Source organism: Jeotgalibacillus proteolyticus (assembly GCF_002926065.1).
In the GTDB taxonomy this organism is placed as follows: Bacteria; Bacillota; Bacilli; order Bacillales; family Jeotgalibacillaceae; genus Jeotgalibacillus; species Jeotgalibacillus proteolyticus.
In genome coordinates this window covers 199,697-216,228 of sequence record NZ_PREZ01000007.1, presented here as the reverse complement: position 1 = coordinate 216,228, position 16,532 = coordinate 199,697, and the positions used below count along the sequence as shown (strand labels likewise).

14 protein-coding genes and 2 pseudogenes are annotated in these 16,532 nt (G+C 39.3%); 9 read left to right on the top strand and 7 right to left on the bottom strand.

Annotated elements, in window-relative coordinates; translation table 11 throughout:
* Positions 1-12: 12 nt before the first annotated feature.
* Positions 13-252, bottom strand: a complete 240-nt coding sequence (locus tag C4B60_RS17935) for a hypothetical protein (RefSeq protein ID WP_104059405.1) — start codon at positions 250-252, stop codon at positions 13-15.
* A gap of 753 nt (positions 253-1,005) precedes the next feature.
* Complete coding sequence (locus C4B60_RS17930) at positions 1,006-2,232, bottom strand: DUF819 family protein (protein WP_104059404.1); 1,227 nt, start codon at positions 2,230-2,232, stop codon at positions 1,006-1,008.
* Positions 2,233-2,483: 251 nt separating this feature from the next.
* On the opposite strand from C4B60_RS17930, the gene C4B60_RS17925 reads away from it, so the two are divergent.
* From C4B60_RS17925 to C4B60_RS22000, 3 genes and pseudogenes are all read left to right on the top strand, one after another.
* Positions 2,484-4,400 carry a BglG family transcription antiterminator gene (locus tag C4B60_RS17925; RefSeq protein ID WP_104059403.1) on the top strand — a complete coding sequence of 639 codons (1,917 nt, stop codon included), beginning with the start codon at positions 2,484-2,486 and terminating at the stop codon, positions 4,398-4,400.
* An 80-nt stretch (positions 4,401-4,480) separates the two neighbouring features.
* Positions 4,481-5,867, top strand: a pseudogene (locus C4B60_RS17920) (PTS fructose transporter subunit IIC); the annotation flags it as partial.
* 71 nt (positions 5,868-5,938) lie between these two features.
* Positions 5,939-6,397: pseudogene (locus tag C4B60_RS22000) on the top strand (PTS sugar transporter subunit IIA); the annotation flags it as partial.
* 15 nt (positions 6,398-6,412) lie between these two features.
* Here C4B60_RS22000 and C4B60_RS21545 read toward each other — a convergent pair.
* The gene (locus tag C4B60_RS21545) at positions 6,413-6,562 is read right to left on the bottom strand and encodes a hypothetical protein (RefSeq protein ID WP_167578698.1); all 150 of its coding nucleotides are present in this window, start codon (positions 6,560-6,562) and stop codon (positions 6,413-6,415) included.
* A gap of 100 nt (positions 6,563-6,662) precedes the next feature.
* Here C4B60_RS21545 and C4B60_RS17915 point away from each other — a divergent pair, with 100 nt between their 5' ends.
* From C4B60_RS17915 to C4B60_RS17905, 3 genes are all read left to right on the top strand, one after another.
* On the top strand, positions 6,663-7,643 hold the full coding sequence (locus C4B60_RS17915) for an SDR family oxidoreductase (protein ID WP_104059401.1): 981 nt from the start codon (positions 6,663-6,665) through the stop codon (positions 7,641-7,643).
* A 696-nt stretch (positions 7,644-8,339) separates the two neighbouring features.
* Positions 8,340-9,257 (top strand): aldo/keto reductase, encoded by a 918-nt coding sequence (locus tag C4B60_RS17910; protein ID WP_425331177.1) that lies wholly within the window; start codon positions 8,340-8,342, stop codon positions 9,255-9,257.
* A gap of 145 nt (positions 9,258-9,402) precedes the next feature.
* On the top strand, positions 9,403-9,831 hold the full coding sequence (locus tag C4B60_RS17905) for an ASCH domain-containing protein (RefSeq protein WP_104059399.1): 429 nt from the start codon (positions 9,403-9,405) through the stop codon (positions 9,829-9,831).
* A gap of 167 nt (positions 9,832-9,998) precedes the next feature.
* Here C4B60_RS17905 and C4B60_RS17900 read toward each other — a convergent pair whose 3' ends face one another.
* The 4 genes from C4B60_RS17900 to C4B60_RS17885 form a co-directional block, all read right to left on the bottom strand.
* The gene (locus tag C4B60_RS17900; RefSeq protein WP_104059398.1) at positions 9,999-10,691 is read right to left on the bottom strand and encodes a DUF421 domain-containing protein; all 693 of its coding nucleotides are present in this window, start codon (positions 10,689-10,691) and stop codon (positions 9,999-10,001) included.
* A 207-nt stretch (positions 10,692-10,898) separates the two neighbouring features.
* Entirely contained in the window at positions 10,899-11,615 is a 717-nt protein-coding gene (locus C4B60_RS17895; RefSeq protein ID WP_104059397.1) for an SDR family oxidoreductase, read from the bottom strand.
* Positions 11,616-11,696: 81 nt separating this feature from the next.
* The gene (locus C4B60_RS17890) at positions 11,697-12,560 is read right to left on the bottom strand and encodes an SDR family oxidoreductase (protein WP_104059396.1); all 864 of its coding nucleotides are present in this window, start codon (positions 12,558-12,560) and stop codon (positions 11,697-11,699) included.
* An 87-nt stretch (positions 12,561-12,647) separates the two neighbouring features.
* On the bottom strand, positions 12,648-13,082 hold the full coding sequence (locus C4B60_RS17885) for an Rrf2 family transcriptional regulator (RefSeq protein ID WP_104059395.1): 435 nt from the start codon (positions 13,080-13,082) through the stop codon (positions 12,648-12,650).
* A 353-nt stretch (positions 13,083-13,435) separates the two neighbouring features.
* Between C4B60_RS17885 and C4B60_RS17880 the strand changes: the two genes are divergently transcribed.
* From C4B60_RS17880 to C4B60_RS17870, 3 genes are all read left to right on the top strand, one after another.
* The gene (locus C4B60_RS17880) at positions 13,436-13,810 is read left to right on the top strand and encodes a PaaI family thioesterase (RefSeq protein ID WP_245154046.1); all 375 of its coding nucleotides are present in this window, start codon (positions 13,436-13,438) and stop codon (positions 13,808-13,810) included.
* Between the two features lie 114 nt (positions 13,811-13,924).
* The gene (locus tag C4B60_RS17875; RefSeq protein ID WP_104059393.1) at positions 13,925-15,412 is read left to right on the top strand and encodes a spore germination protein; all 1,488 of its coding nucleotides are present in this window, start codon (positions 13,925-13,927) and stop codon (positions 15,410-15,412) included.
* A gap of 4 nt (positions 15,413-15,416) precedes the next feature.
* A complete protein-coding gene (locus tag C4B60_RS17870) occupies positions 15,417-16,532 on the top strand; it encodes a GerAB/ArcD/ProY family transporter (RefSeq protein ID WP_104059392.1) in 1,116 nt (371 codons plus the stop codon).

The following is a 16,532-nucleotide window of genomic DNA, read 5'->3' as shown; positions in this document are numbered from 1 at the left end:
TTTGGCATTAAATTATCTTCTATAGATATTTGCAGTAATATGCTGTACGTCCTTAAGTGAGGTTTCTTCAATTTCAACGTCATAATTACCAAAGCTATTTTGATAATTAAGATCACTCATGGACATTTTAAACCTATTATTAATGTCTTCTGTTATCTCTTGCTCGGCTCCCAATGCAGATAAAATGATCAGGACATTTGATGGAACCGTAGTATCGATATAAAACTTTTCTGCTTCATCCTGATCATCCAAATGTACGACAGTGTCGTGGTTCTCAAAAGGAACTGTTTTTACGCTATCTATCTCTTCAACTTAAAGTGATTCAGTATCATAATATAGTTCCTCCGCTAAACCGAATCACCTCATCCGGCAGCTCTGTGCTTGCATTATCAGCCTGTGGTCCACATCCAAGTAAAATTATCATACTAAAACATAGTATTGATATTTTCTTCAATTGTTTATCGCCTCCTACTGATATTAAAATTTTCCTGTTAATTGTTATAATAACATATTTATGGAAATGAAATCATCTGGTTTAATAGAATGCTATTCAATAAAAGAGCTGAAAAGGAAAGTCAGCATTGTAGATTCAATTATGGGAAGTGGAAAAACAAGCTGGACAATACTTTTCATGATTAAGACCGCTTTAACTAAACAATTTTGTAACACAATTTAAAATCATACTCTTTATACTATTTCTAGTTTAGTTGGCTGTATCGTTCTTCTCTTTGGGTATAAAGGTTTTTCTACCTTAAGACCGGGAAATACGAGATATCTATTTAAAATTAAATAGATGTAGTGAATCGCTGAAATCCATCTATAACAACCTTTAGAGAACTACAAAAATACATTCGTTAGTACATTTGAAGAGAGCACCTGCAGCAGTACACAATTAAGAGCCCTAAAAAACATACTCGCTATTATGCTACAGCGAGTATGTCAAGATCGAGAAGATAAATTACCGGGAATAGTTCAATTGTTGTCTTCCACAGGGAGTCCGCCACCCTACATCATCGTCGCAAACCAAAGCCCAAGCGTTGTCCCGATATAGTTGCCGATGACATAACCGATCGTCCCGACCACTAAAATCGGGCCGATTAGCTCCCTCCAGCCTTTCGCGATTGCCATCGCGGCAGCGGTCGTCGGGCCGCCGACGTTGGCGTTGACCACGAGTAAAATCTCTTCAATGTTGTATTTCAACAACCTGCCTGCCGTTAGCGACACGGTCAAGTTGACGATGACAATGACTGCAACAAAGACGAGCAATAACGGCGCATTTTGGACGATCAACGGAATCGAAGCCGGAATGCCGATGACAACGAAGAACAGATAGATCAAGAAGGTTCCGATTTCCTGGCTGCCATTGATGCCGTCAAAATAGCGTGGAAACAAGGCTAGCGCCAAGAAGGTCAGCGTCGTCAGCATCAGGTACTGGTCACCAATCAGGCCGCTGAGCAAATTCCAGCCGAATCCAACCTCTTCGCCTGCTGGGATGATACCGCCAAAAAAATCAGCAACCTTAGTCGCAACAACGACGAGTAAAAATGCTGTCCCCAGTGACATCGCGATGTCTTTTAAAGAAATGTCCTTACGCTTCCAGAAGTTTTCGGCGTTGGTTTTGCCTCCGCTGGACGCGGCTTCCCGCTCTACTTGCAGCTCATGCGGATGCGGGTAGATTTTCCGGAAGAAACGAAATGTCGGAATCGCCATCAAGGTAATGAAGACGAGTGCCATCATCAAGTTATCCGCAACCACAGCTGCAGACACCAAATCTTCCGGGGCATCAAACTTAGCTGTCATTGCGGCAAAATTGACACCACCCCCGACGTACGAAGCACTCATCATGCCGCCGATGCGGTCAAGGAACGGAATGGTATCTTTTAATAAAAAGAAGCTGAGAATCGTTCCGGCGACCGTCCCGATCGAACTGATCAAGAAAATCAGCAGCATGCGCCCGCTTTCTTTCCAGATTTTCTTGAAGTTCACATGGAACAACAACAGTGGGATCGCAAGCGGCACGATGAACGTCCACACTGCGTCATATGCTGGCGATGCGGTCGGGATAACGCCGGTATTCGATAAAATGATGGCGGTTACGAGCGCAATGACGGCACCGGAAAGCTTTCCCGCCCAGCTGTATTTCTGCTCGAGCACGATGCTCATCGCTGCGACGATAACGATGATTCCCCACAACGTGAGCAGATCATCCGCTTGAATCAATGAATTCTCCATATGTATCCCTCCTTTATTGTTAAATTATATCAATCTTTCTAAAAAATGAAATGACGGCTTGGCCATTATTGCAAATGAAGGTGAATATCAATTTTCCCTGGCGCAGGGCCTACCAATCAAAACAGAACTTGAGTTTTTTTGTTGATGAATTTCGATCGTCGAGGTAAGCTATGACATGATTAAAAGTAAACGTTTCCTTATATAATGAAACGATCTGTTTAGTTTTTCCTAAATATGAGGAGAGAGATGACATGAATAGAAGGCAGAATGAACTGTTGAGGCTGCTGTTGACAGAGAGGTATAAAGTTTTTTATTCTCAGGAGCTTGCGAAGCTGCTAGGTTGTTCTGAGAGAACGATTCGAAATGATTTAACCCTGATCGCTTCCGAACTTGTCGAGACAGCCGATATCATTCGAAAACCCGGAGCGGGGATACGTATTGAAGTAACTGAAAAAGAGAGATTGCGGCTCATAGAGGGTTTATTTCAAGTGAAAACCGGCGGGGAAGAAGAATTAACAATGAATATAGCCTATGACCTGCTAATGTCTAAAAAACCTATCACATTAAAAAAACTGACTGAGCATTATTTTATCAGCCGTCAAGAGGTCAAAAATGAGATTGATAGAATCAATGAATGGTTGAGTTACTTTGGTCTTTCAATTAAATCGAAGCAAAAGATAGGATTTGTGCTGCAAGGATCTGAGCTTACAAAAAGAAATGCCCTTGCCCACCTGCCTCAGCTTTATTCCCTGCATGCAGAAGAGGATCCTTCTATTACTCGATTGTTTCCTTCGTTTGAAGTAAAGGCAGTGAAAAATGCACTTGCCAAACTGCCTGAAATATACGCTGACAGCGCACTGGAGCGTCTGTTGGTGCATGTGTTGATTATGACTAAAAGAACGAAACTTGGATACTCCATACAAGTGACAGAGGTAGAAAAAGAAGCGGTCATAAAAAGAGAGGAATATCAGCATGCAAAAGAGGTGCTGCATGAACTTGAGCCGGTGTTCAATCTACGTTATCCTGATGACGAAAAACGCTATTTTGCATGGCATTTATTGAGCAGCAAACGCATAATGCCTCATAAAGAAGATCAATATAAAACTGCTCACATTATCAAAATGTTGACGTTTAAAATGACAGAATTAACAAGTGTGAATTTCCGGGACGATGACATGCTGCATCAAGGTCTGTCAACACACTTACAATCTGTCATTCATCGAATAGCCTATGGATTAACAGTAATGAATCCATTATTAAAAGAAATTAAAAAAATGTATCCCTATTTAGTGGGAATGGTGATATTGGCGCTGGAAGATCTTCGAGAGGAGTATGACATCGTTGTGCCAGAAGAGGAAGCAGCTTATATCGTATTGCATTTTCAGGCTGCACTGGAAAGAAGGCAGCGTGTTAGTTATGAAAAGAAAAAAGCGATTGTCGTCTGCCATATGGGAATTGGAATGGCTAGACTTCTTCAGGCACGTCTGGAGCAGGTTGAATCTGATTTAGAAATTGTAGGCAGCATTTCATATTCAAACCTTGCAGCATATTTAGAGAATGAAAAGGTCGATCTAATTATTTCCACAGTAGAAATTGAATTTAACCATATTCCTTCTGTCGTTGTTTCGCCATTGCTGGATGATAAAGATAAAGAGCGGGTAAGAAAGCTGATAAGAATTGGAAAATCAAATGGAACCTTGGCGCCAGGAGAATCTGCATTGGAACATTTTGTTGATGAGGCTTCTGTTTTTGTCAAAGTCGAGCTTGATCATCGGTATGAAGTGATTGAAATGCTTGCTAATCAATTACATGCTCAAGGATTTGTAAAAAAGGAATATGCTCACACTACTTTATTGCGTGAGCGTATATCAAGCACGGCGATTGGGTCAGGAGTTGCCATTCCTCACGGAAATCCCACTGGAATTTTGACATCGGGCATAGCGGTCGCCTTATTAAAACATCCGCTTAATTGGGACGGCGAGTGGGTGTCAATCGTGTTTTTGCTTGCTGTAGCAGGAGAAAAAGAAGGCCTAATGAAACAGCTATTTAAGGAGCTTTCTGACATTAGTGAAATACCTGCTCTGGTACAGCATTTGACTGATAAAGAGATAAATAGCGGCAGTGATTTTATAAAGCGTTTACAATTAAATGCTGTTTTTCCGGAGTGATCGGCAATCATTCTTCCTTTTTATTCTGAAACCTTATATATACTAGGGTATAAGAAGTCTTCTATAAGGAGGAAGCAGATATGAAACTTTTAGCTATTACATCATGTCCCAATGGTATTGCTCATACCTATATGGCTGCTGAAAATCTTCAAAAAGCGGCTGCTAAGCTCGGAATTGAGATGAAAGTTGAAACACAGGGGTCTATTGGTGTTGAGAATGAATTTTCAGAGCGTGATATTGAAGAGGCCGATGGCATTATTATTGCTGCCGATAAAGCGGTGGTTAAAGATCGTTTTGCCGGAAAGCGGATGTTAGTTGCAGGGGTACAGGATGGTATCAGACGTCCGGAAGCTCTTATTCAGGAGTTTCAAGAGGGGAAAGTAACTGTCTATAAGCCGGAGGAACGTTCAATTGATGAAATTAAACGTGAAAAGAAAAAGAAAGAAAATCCGATCTATCGCCACCTGATGAATGGCGTTTCGTATATGATTCCATTTATCGTCATAGGCGGATTACTGATTGCCATTGCATTAACACTTGGAGGAGAAACGACACCAGGGGGAATCGTGATTCCGGAGGATTCTTTTTGGAAAAAGATTGAGCTTTTAGGCGGTGCATCATTTACCTTCATGGTGCCGATTCTCGCAGGTTTTATTGCTGTAAGTATAGCTGATCGTCCCGGCTTAGCCCCTGGGGTTATCGGTGGTTATATTGCAGCAAACGGCAGCTTTTATGACAGTGAAGCTGGTGCAGGTTTTATCGGAGGAATCATTGCCGGCTTTTTAGCAGGTTATGTGGCTCTTATGATTAAAAGAGTAAAAGTACCAAAAGCATTACTACCTATTATGCCGATTATTATTATACCGATTTTTGCTTCGCTCATTGTTGGTTTAATTTTTGTCTATGTGATTGGCGCACCGATCGCAGCATTGTTTATTGGCTTAACCGAATGGCTTGCCGGGATGCAGGGATCGAGTTCAATTTTACTTGCACTAATTTTAGGTGCAATGATTTCATTTGATATGGGTGGACCGGTCAACAAAGTTGCCTTTTTATTTGGTTCAGCCATGATTGCAGAAGGAAACTATGAAATAATGGGACCGATTGCTGTAGCGATTTGCGTGCCGCCAATTGGGATGGGTCTGGCGACAATGCTGAAGAAAAGAAAATATCAGCCAGCAGAACAAGAAGCAGGGAAAGCCGCCATGACAATGGGAGTGTTCGGCATTACAGAAGGTGCCATTCCATTTGCTGCCCAAGATCCATTGCGTGTAATCCCAAGTATTATGGCAGGCTCCATGACAGGGGCAGTGATTGCCATGATCGGAAATGTTGGAGACAGAGTGGCACACGGAGGCCCCATTGTAGCCCTACTTGGAGCAGTCAATAACGTACTGATGTTTTTTATCGCCATTATTTGTGGTGTAATTGTCACAGCACTATTGGTAAATTTGCTGAAGAGAGATGTTCAAGCGGATGATGAAGCTGATGTGAAAATTGGAGAAAATGTAAATGAAGATCAATACGATCAAAATAAGGTACAAAAGCTAACAAACATCATGAATGAAGAGATGATGATCCTTCAGCTGGATGGGGATGCACGTGATGATGTGATTGATGAATTAATTGAAAAGCTAGATCAATCAGGTGCGTTAGAATCTAAAAGTAAATTTAGGGAAGCGATTATAGCACGTGAAAATGAAAGTACCACAGGCATTGGAGAGAATATTGCCATCCCTCATGGCAAATCAAGTGCTGTCCGTAAACCGGCTGTAGCATTTGGTATTAAACAGCAAGGGGTAAATTGGGGAAGCATGGATGGAACAGATGCCAAGCTGATCTTTATGATAGCGGTGCCTGAGCAGCACGCTGGAGATGCTCATTTGAAAATTCTCCAAATGCTGTCCCGTAAATTAATGGATGAGTCTTTCAGAGAACAGCTTTTAGCAGCAAAAACGAAACAAGAAGCGTATGATCTGCTGAATACTGTTCAATAAAACCAATATTACTCATTAGAGAAGACCTTTTGTAAGTTCACTGAACTTATGAAAGGTCTTTTCTTCTATATAGTTAGTCATTTGAGAATAGATATTCATGATGGTATTAATGTCTGAACGACCAAGTTCTTGAATGTCTTCCTGCTTAATCTCCTCATCTGTCACTTGCTTCTTAGGCGAAACAACTTTTTCACACTTTTATTACTTATTTTCAGTGAAGAACATATACATTCTAAAGTGCAAAATATTTTTTTAGGAGGTTTCCATGGATCAAAAAGATCAAAATCGTCAATTAGACCAAATAAAAGAAATGCAAGAACTGTTTAAAGCGAATATGAAAACTCAACCTTATCCGATGTACCCTAACTATGGGAAAATCACACGTTTCGAAGAAATTCCAATAAGTTTACCTGAACAGCGGCAGCTGCGCCATCCCGGAGTGGAAAAGTTAATGGTTCCCCTTCCAATTATCGAAAACCCAAATTATAAAGGAAGTGGAAAGTTAACAGGAAAAGTAGCACTTATTACCGGGGGGGACAGTGGTATTGGTGCAGCAGTAGCAATTGCGTTTGCTAAAGAAGGTGCAGATGTTGCTATTTCCTACTTAGATGAACATGAGGATGCCAACAGAACAAAAATGAGGATAGAACAGCTCGGACAACAGTGTATTCTTATGCCTGGTGACTTACTAGACAAACAACAGTGTATCGACATTGTAGAACAAACTGTAAGTACATTTGGGCGTCTCGATATTCTTTGTAACCACGTAGGTATCCAATTTCAACAACTAAGTCTGCTTGATATAACAGATGAGCAGTTCGATAATACCTTCAAAGTAAATATATATTCTCATTTTTACACAACAAGAGCAGCGCTTCCTCATTTAAAACCGGGGAGCTCAATCATTGGCACTACTTCAGTGGTAACGTATGTTGGTGAGAAGCAAATGATCGATTATACGGCTACAAAAGGCGCAATAGTAGGTTGGACACGGGCTTTGGCTAACAATGTTGTAAAACAAGGGATCCGGGTTAATGCAGTTGCCCCGGGCCGAATTTGGACGCCACTTATTTCAGCAAGTTTCTCGTCAGACCAAGTCGCGGTATATGGAGCGTTTAATCCAATGGAACGGGTTGCCCATCCATTTGAACTCGCACCGACCTTTGTCTATCTTGCCTCTGATGATTCCCGGTTTGTTACCGGTCAGGTTCTTCATGTTGATGGGGGAGAATCCACACATTCCTAATGGAAGGAGGTTATCAATTTGAGATATGAATTTAATCCAGAAGTAAAGCTATTGCTAGTAAACCATTCAAATGAAAAAGTAACGATGGTCTATCTGAATGATTCCTGGCCTATGTCTAAAATTGGACTAAGACCACCATATTATTGCTACCCAAGTTACGAGATGAATTATCCAATAATCTAACTTGTGCAAGGAGTGACGTGTCAGATCTTCTGCCGCATCCGATTAATGACTAGAAAACGAAAAGGTGCGGATGGTTTAGTAAAAAAATCATCTAATCGATTTTTCAATAAAGCTGACCCTGGGTTCTTCTGAACACCTACAGGGTCAGCTTTTTTATTTTCACAGGAGTTTGAGTGATCGTAAAGCCTGAAAAATGGAGAAGAATTGACCTCTTGTGTCTATGGAATCCGTTAACCACAAGGGCAGTTATGCTGGATTGGCAGGGGGCTTTCGATAAACCTGACCGCTATACGGGTAAAGGTTGTTTCACGTGGTACATAGAGGTTTGACGAGAAAAAATTTATACAGCGAAAGTATAGATCAATTACGTGTTCATCTCGATGATGGCGGTGCCTACTTGGTGTAAGTGAACATTATTAAGGCTATACTACAACAGTGTATAGCACATTAATAATCCAATTTTTCAATAAAGGGGAATGGTTGAAGAATTGCAGTTCAAGAAAAAAGTGAAATATGAAAGGAATGATGAAAATGAGTTTACATGACGATGATAAAAAATTGAAAATTAAGCATTCACTTGAAAAGCGTGTAGTCACTTTACCTGATGGAACCTTTCTTCCAAGCATTGGTCAAGGAACATGGTACATGGGCGAAAATCCTGAATCAAAAAACAAAGAAATCAAAGCTTTGCAGCTTGGAATAGAACTGGGCATGAAGGTAATCGATACGGCTGAAATGTACGGAAATGGTGATTCCGAACGGTTAGTTGGTGAGGCACTCAAGGCGCGTAGAGATAAAGTTTTTTTAGTATCAAAAGTATATCCACATCATTCCGGGTTAGATATGATTGAAAGGGCATGTGAAAACAGTCTTAAACGACTAGGAACAGATCATCTTGATTTGTATCTTTTACACTGGAGAGGCCGTGTTCCTTTGGCAGAAACGATTGAAGGAATGGAGAGGCTGCGCAAGGATGGTAAAATTCTAAGATGGGGAGTTTCTAATTTTGATACGGATGATATGAAAGAGCTGATGGAAACAGATGGTGGAAAAAAGTGTATGACAAATCAAGTGTTGTATCATCTGGGTTCTAGAGGAATTGATTACGATCTCTTACCCTGGCATCAGGAGCATAACCTGCCAATTATGGCCTATAGTCCACTGGCCCAGGGAGGGAGCTTAAGAAGACAATTACTAAGCGATCCAACCATCCTGGAGATTTCAGAAAAATACAATGTGCAGCCATTGCAAATTGTCCTTGCGTGGACCATTCGTTCTAACAACGTAATTGCTATACCAAAAGCTGTTCAGGAAGAGCATGTTTTAGCCAATGCTCAAGCCGCTGCTATTCAATTGACCAGAGAAGACTTGAACAAGCTTGATGAGGTATTTCCAAAACCAGTAAGAAAAATGCCTTTGGATATTATTTAAAATAAATCTGGAAATCAGATTTAATGAAAAAATGACATTTTGCTGTCCTTGATTCAGTTTTTCCAATTACACCTTTTTCCTAATAATATTCTTTTATACGGACACAATAAAACTAACGAAATTTTATAGATTGGTGGCCGGGAGAATGAAGGTATTATCTATGATTCAGCCTTGGGCAACTCTTTTTGTCCATCGGGAGAATGAATTTGAAACAAGGTCATGGAAAACAAATTATCGCGGACAGCTGGCGATTCATACTAGCAAAAAAATAGATAAGGCTGTCTGCAGGCATGTGGCCATCCGTTCGCTGCTCGGGAAGCATGGATATACAGAAGAAACCCTTCCAACCGGAGTGATCATTGCTGTAGGCCGGCTTGAAAATTGTCTAAAGATAACTGAAAATAATCAGACATCGGCCGTGCTTGAAAATGGAAAAATCGTATCAGGAAATGATTATTTTTTAGGAGACTTTACTGTAGGAGGATATGCTTGGGAGATTCACGATATGAAGATCTTGAATGAATGTATTCCAGCAAAAGGCCAGCTTGGGTTATGGGAAACTGATTTAATATGAAGGCTTTGTTAAAGTCCATTGTTGTTTCTGACACGGAAACAAACACACTAATAGCAGCACAAACCATGGTCTTGGTTTGTGCTGCTATTAGTGTGTTTGGTTTTTTAGACCGCGTAAAACCCAATGGAAAGATCCATTAGGTTGCGGTCATGAATAAGTTTTTAAACCTATTGCTTACCTTTCTCGTATCCCATTACATAGAGTGATTTATTTGGGACCCATTCAGCAAAAAGAACATCTTTATACCTGGAAATGTTTTGTTTGGATAATTGTTTTTTGAGCCATTCTTCTTCTATTCCATTTTCTTCAAGGTTATGATAAATAACTTCACCGTCTAAGATGATATTAATTGGCAATTCCGGCTGTTCTGATGACATATTAAAGTCAGCTTTTTTTGGAGTCTCAAAAGCTGATTTCGGAAGTACACTGACAAGGCCATTTGTTTCAATAATAGCGTACTCTACTTCTTGAATAGAAAAATAGCCCTGCTGCCTGATCAGGCATTGTAATTGATTAATATCCAGCTTCGCTTTTTTTAACGCTTCATATTTTATATGTCCTTTTAAGATGGCAATATTGGGTTCGCCTTCAAGGAATTTCCTCGCTTTTGCAAATTTTTGTGTTAATAATTCTACAGTATAAATGATGACACCCCAGACGATAACGGCAAAAAGAATATGAAACAAATTCACTTCCCTGTCATATACCGCGTTTCCTAATAATTCACCCAGGATCAAGGCAGATATAAAATCAAACGGTGTAATCTGTGAAAATTGAGTTTTTCCTTGAGCTTTTGTAACGATAAATAAAATGACTAAACCAGCTGTTAATTCGACAGCTATTGATAAATATTGACTCAATTCTACGCACCTCCACTTCAGCATTATGGGCATAAAGGGAATGTTTAAAACTTAAAAATCATAAAATCCTCAAGGAAGAATAAGATTTCGCATGCTGTTTTAAAAAAAGTCTAAAGGAAAAGTACAAACAGAAAAAAGGCTCCAATTATCTTTTCAGAAAATTGGAGCCTTTTTTATCATGGTTTTGTACCAGCCTCATCATATAAATTAAATTAATCGAGCACCACCATCAATGTCAACAACAGACCCGGTTGTAAATCCATTTTTTGCTAAGTAAACATAAGATTGCGCGATATCTTCAGGCTGTGCAATGCGTTTTACAGGAAGTTGTTCAGCAATTCCTTTGAACATGCCTTCGCGTTGATCTTCTGGCATTCCGGCGTATATTGGTGTATCTACAATACCAGGTGATACAACATTTACGCGCATTGGTGAAAGTTCAATAGCAAGTCCTCTTACTAAACCATCAACTGCAGAATTAATGGCTGCTAGTGTAGATGCTCCTTGAGGCGGACGTTGACCATAAACACCTGATGTAAGCGTGATGGAACTCGCATCATTTAAGTAAGGGAGTGCGGCAAGAGCTGTAGCGTATTGGCCCCAAAACTTACTGTCGAATGCTTCTTTTGCTTTTTCAACGGGCAGCTCTTTAAATAGTCCCATTGTTCCTTCGCCTGCAGTGACTACCAAGTGATCAAAATTACCTACATTCTTAAAGAAGTTAGCTACACTCTCATCGTTACGAAAATCCAGCTCGTATCCTTCTACATCCTGACCCAGCAATTTTTTTGCCTCATCGAGTCTGGAAGAAGAACGACCTGCAACTACTACTTGAGCAGAATCCTCTAAAAATGCTTTGGCAGTAGCTAATCCGATCCCTGAAGTACCACCGACAACAACAACGCGTTTTCCTTGTAATGACATGAAATAGCCTCCTGTATGATCAGTATCTTTAATTGACAATAAAATGTTTATTTCCGAAAAGGACCTGATTTATTCTTTAATTTATGCCTTCAATGCTTGTTGAACCAATTTTTTCAATGGTGTGGGTTCTCCGATAAGACTTGTTAAGTCAGTTGAAGTTTTATTCGTTTCCCCAGCTGCAATGGAATGGTAAATACCTGCAATTAATTCAGCTACTGGTGCAGGTAATCCAACATTGCCAAGATAATCTTTCATTTCATCAAAAGATACCTTTTTATGTGAAACCTGTTTACCTGAAACCTCGGAAACAACTTCAGCCAGCTCGTCGAAAGACCAAGGTGATGGGTTGACAAGGTTGTAGGATTTATTTTCATGTCCTTCTCCCGTTAATACAGCAGCAGCAGCTAATGCAAGATCTTCCCGGCTTACGGCATTTAGCTTGCCATCACCTGTGTTTGTGACTAATTCCCCGGTTGCTACTGATCCAACTAAGCTTTCATCAATGAATACATCTGAATAAAGTGAATTACGCAAGAATGTATAAGGTACGCCAGTTGAACGAATCGCATATTCTGTTGCCATATGGACATATGCAAGATCAATTTGGGATGTTTCACCAAATGCGTAACCTGTGTAAACAATGTGTTTTACACCAGCATCTCGTGCAGCCTGGACAACATTTGCATGTTGACGAATACGAAGAGTATTATCCGAATCCGGTCCTGAAACAAAAAGAACCTTTGAAGCACCTTCAAACGATGTTTTCATCGACTCATAGTCCATGTAATCGCCATGGCGAACCTCTACACCCAGTTCGGCAAGCGCATTCGCTTTTTCTACATTGCGAACGCTAGCGATAATCTCATTTGCAGGAATAGTTTTTAATAGTTCTTGAATAACACGGTTTCCATAATGACCTGTTGCACCAGTAATAACGATTGACATGTAAATTTCCTACCCTTCTATTTGCAGATTATTTCAAGAGGTCTTAGTGTAACCAAAATCGTTACAACTAGTACGGAAAAAATAGCTCTAAATAGAGCCGCTTTTCTCTTTAAGTTCAGACACCAATTGTTTGAGTGTGACGTGATCCAATTCTTGCTCCATGGCAGATTGTGCCTGCACCATCTTTGTTCGAAAAACAGACTCAATATTTGCGCCTACTGGACATCTTGGATTGGTTTCCTCATGACAATTAAAAATATTTCCATTGTCTGCAACCTCAACTGCTCTATACACATCAAGCAAAGTAATCTCATCAAGTCCCTTTTGTAAATAGGTACCTCCTGTACCGGGACGAACATGGACCAGCCCGGCTTTTTTCAACATGCCGATAATACGGCGAATAATAACAGGATTCGTATTAACACTTTCGGCAATGAAATCAGAAGTACATGAAGCTGGACTTAATGCAATCAGCGATAAAATGTGTACAGCAATGGAATAACGGCTGCTAAATTTTTTCATATATGTCATCCTCTCGATGTAATCATTATAGTTACAACGGATAATAAAAGTCAAAGAATTAGTTTGAAGAAGGAGAAAGTACTTCTCTGGACATTTTTGGTTCATACCAATTAACACAAATGATCAGAAAGAACAGTTGAATCCGCGGGTGTTCTTAAATTTAAGATTATATAACCCTGAGTTTTTAAGTTTCAATCAATAAGCCAATTAGCCACGGTCAAAACCCATCTAAGTATTCCTTGTATCCACCGAAATTTTTAAGTTGACCATGATCATGTTCCTTTGCCGTTGTTAGTAATTCATTTTAATAAGGGTATAAGAAAATAAAAGCATAAATGATTGGAGAGAGGACCGTGTTTATACAACAACCATTTGATGAATTCTTAGGTTTTCAATACGAAAGAACTGACGACAAAAGCGTTAGAGTGGTTTTACCTATTAAACAGCTATATATAAATAGTTTTGGGGTGGTACATGGGGGGATAATATCATCACTCGCTGATGTAGCGATGTGCAATACAGTTGGGGTAGATGAAAACAATAGACAAAAAGTAGTGACAGTAGATCTTAATGTATCCTTTTTAAAAGGAGCAAAAGGGGAGTGTTTAGTTGCGTATGCCCATGCAGTAAAGGAAGGGAGAAACCTTACGCACGCCGATTGTTTAATTTATGATGAGAAGGACCAATTGATCGCAAAAGCCAAGGGAGTGTTTTTTAATAATTCTTAAAACATCTTAATTTATGAAGTGAATATAATTATATTTTCTAACCGTATAATTGCTCTGAATCTGACCATAATACTAAAGGTGTATATACACTATCTAATTAGAGGATTGATGGTTATGTTTAAAAAGAGGAAGAATACAGGGATAGGAAATAAAATAGAAAATAGTATAACAAAAACCAAAAATACTCCTATCACACTAGAGGGTCTCCGTAAAAGCATAGAAAAGATGGATGACGCTAAAATAATCGAACATCAAACTCAAAACAGTAAATTATTTGTATTGATATATGTAGAACCATTGATCGATCAGGCAAGGGTAAATGAAGCTGTAATTGAACCTTTACGGCGCTGCACAAAAGAAAAGATTTCAGATTGTATTTCTGTATCAGAAATTATAGATATTTCAACGTTGAAAGAGGCTGAAAAGCAATTGATGCGTGGAGGAGTCCTTCTTTTTGATACCATTGAAAATCAATTACATGCTGTCGACCTTAAAAATACAACGGGACGTGCGATTGAAACCTCTGAAACAGAAACAATTCTTTATGGTGCCAAAGACAGTTTTACTGAAAATATAGAACAGAATATTACAATGATCCGTAGAAGAATCCCATTGACATCCTTAAAATCAGAGAAATTTATGGTAGGATCACAAACGGAAACAAAGATTATTTTAATGTATATTGAGGGGTTAACAAATCCTGATTTTATTTCCATTGCCAGGGAAAAAATCGAGAATATCGACTATGACCAGATTCTTGATTCCTCCCAATTAGCAGCGTTTATGGAGGATCATACTCATAGTATGTTTCCACAGTTTCAACAGACTGACCGTCCTGATGTATGTGCTTTCGCATTGGGTGCTGGTAAAGTTACCATTCTTGTGGATAATACCCCTTTCGTCCTGAATGCCCCGATCAGCTTTTTCCATTTGTTTCAATCACCTGAGGATTATATTAATCGCTGGATTGTGGCAAGTTTCCTGAGGGTCTTAAGGTATTTAAGTTTCATGCTCTCCTTGCTGATGGTTCCAATCTATGTTGCTTTAACGACTCATCATTATCAGATGATTCCCCTGCAAATTCTATACGTCCTAGTGGATACGAGAAGTCGATTGCCACTAACTCCCTTTTGGGAATCGCTTCTTATGCTGCTGACACTTGAAGTCATAAAAGAAGCAAGTCTAAGAATGCCTACCAAATCTGGTCAAATGTTGGGGGTCATCGGTGGTATCGTTGTTGGACAAGCTAGTGTGGAAGCAGGGTTTGCCAGTCAGGTGTTGATCGTTATTGTTGGTATTTCTGCTATCGCTTCATTTTTAGTGCCAAATTACTTGATTACCAAAGCGAACACATTGATTCAGTTTATAATATTGATCCTTGCTTCTTTTCTTGGAATAATGGGTATTTTCATGGGTATCATTTTACTTTTTGTCCATTTGAATGCACTCACCTCCTTAAGACAACCATACCTTGCACCAGTTGCTCCTTTTTATGGAAAAGATTGGCTTGACTTATTTATCCGTGGACCATTACGTTGGATGAAAACTAGACCAGAGGCTCTCCATCCATTGCAGAAATGGCGTTATAGCAGAAGGAGATGATACCTTGAGTGGATTTTCAATATTTGATAAAACCTCTTCGTTACACAGTATTTATGTCACATTGATGGTGAACAGAATACAAATGCTATATTTTGTGATCATCTTGCCCGTATTTCTTATCTATCCCTATATGATTTGGGTGATCATCCTCGTAGGATTTTTATCACAAATGAGTATTTTCCTGTTATCGAAATGGTTTAATTCCATATATGCATCTAAAGGGTACGAAGGATTTGCAGAACTTCTTGGTGAGCGGTCCGTACGGGTATTAGCTTTCATCGGATTGGGGTTAATATTATTAAAAATAACAGTAATAACGCTCGGATATGTAGAAATAACACAACATTTCATCTTTCCCTCCCTGAATACGAATTGGATGATTTTATTCATTTTGCTTATTTGCTGGTATGTTGGTTCACTGGGGATGGCTCCTACAATACGATTCGTCGTCATTGCTTTTTTAAGTACAGCGTGGATGGTTTTGTTATTAGTCAACTTTCTCTTTCAACCTTCTAATACTATACATGATCTTTTTCCATTAGTACCATTTGATTGGACGATAGAATCATGGAAAGGTGTTCTATTTATTTTTTCAGCCTTATCTGGACCTGAATATTTGGTTTTACTTGCACCCTGGTTTAATACGAGAAAAAAAATCCTTAAATACATGACAATTGGAAACGCATTCACCATTTTTGAATATTTGTTTCTTTTTATCGCATCTTTGTTCTTTTTCGGTCCACATTATCTCAAAGAAATCAGATTTCCAATGATGGAAGTGATGCGTTACATGGAATCTCCAGTATTTGAACGAATTGATATGATTTTAATTTCCTTTTATTTAATTAACTTTGTATTTGCCATATCAATCTTCATATTACTTTTTTATGGTGCGAGTCGAATCACTCTGAAGAAATCAAAAGAGCAAACGACTAAATCAGGGTTCGCCTTTTGCTGTAGTATTGTATTCATTTGTTTATTCATTAATAATGAATTGTTTTGGAAAGAGGCAACGAATCAAAATATTTTGTTAGAGCTGGAAATTTGGGCAGGTGCACTTACTTACATATTAATACCGTTATTTCTGTTCACTTCTTTAAAGCGAAAGGGCCGTGTCTAG

What these genes read in the sequence shown, in the direction of transcription:
- C4B60_RS17915 (WP_104059401.1), top strand. Translation starts at nt 6,663, where the DNA reads ATGGATCAAAAAGATCAAAATCGTCAATTAGACCAAATAAAAGAAATG.
- C4B60_RS17930 (WP_104059404.1), bottom strand. Translation starts at nt 2,232, where the DNA reads ATGGAGAATTCATTGATTCAAGCGGATGATCTGCTCACGTTGTGGGGA.
- C4B60_RS17885 (WP_104059395.1), bottom strand. Translation starts at nt 13,082, where the DNA reads ATGAAAAAATTTAGCAGCCGTTATTCCATTGCTGTACACATTTTATCG.
- C4B60_RS17895 (WP_104059397.1), bottom strand. Translation starts at nt 11,615, where the DNA reads ATGTCATTACAAGGAAAACGCGTTGTTGTTGTCGGTGGTACTTCAGGG.
- C4B60_RS17890 (WP_104059396.1), bottom strand. Translation starts at nt 12,560, where the DNA reads ATGTCAATCGTTATTACTGGTGCAACAGGTCATTATGGAAACCGTGTT.
- C4B60_RS17875 (WP_104059393.1), top strand. Translation starts at nt 13,925, where the DNA reads ATGTTTAAAAAGAGGAAGAATACAGGGATAGGAAATAAAATAGAAAAT.
- C4B60_RS17910 (WP_425331177.1), top strand. Translation starts at nt 8,340, where the DNA reads ATGAAAGGAATGATGAAAATGAGTTTACATGACGATGATAAAAAATTG.
- C4B60_RS17925 (WP_104059403.1), top strand. Translation starts at nt 2,484, where the DNA reads ATGAATAGAAGGCAGAATGAACTGTTGAGGCTGCTGTTGACAGAGAGG.
- C4B60_RS17905 (WP_104059399.1), top strand. Translation starts at nt 9,403, where the DNA reads ATGAAGGTATTATCTATGATTCAGCCTTGGGCAACTCTTTTTGTCCAT.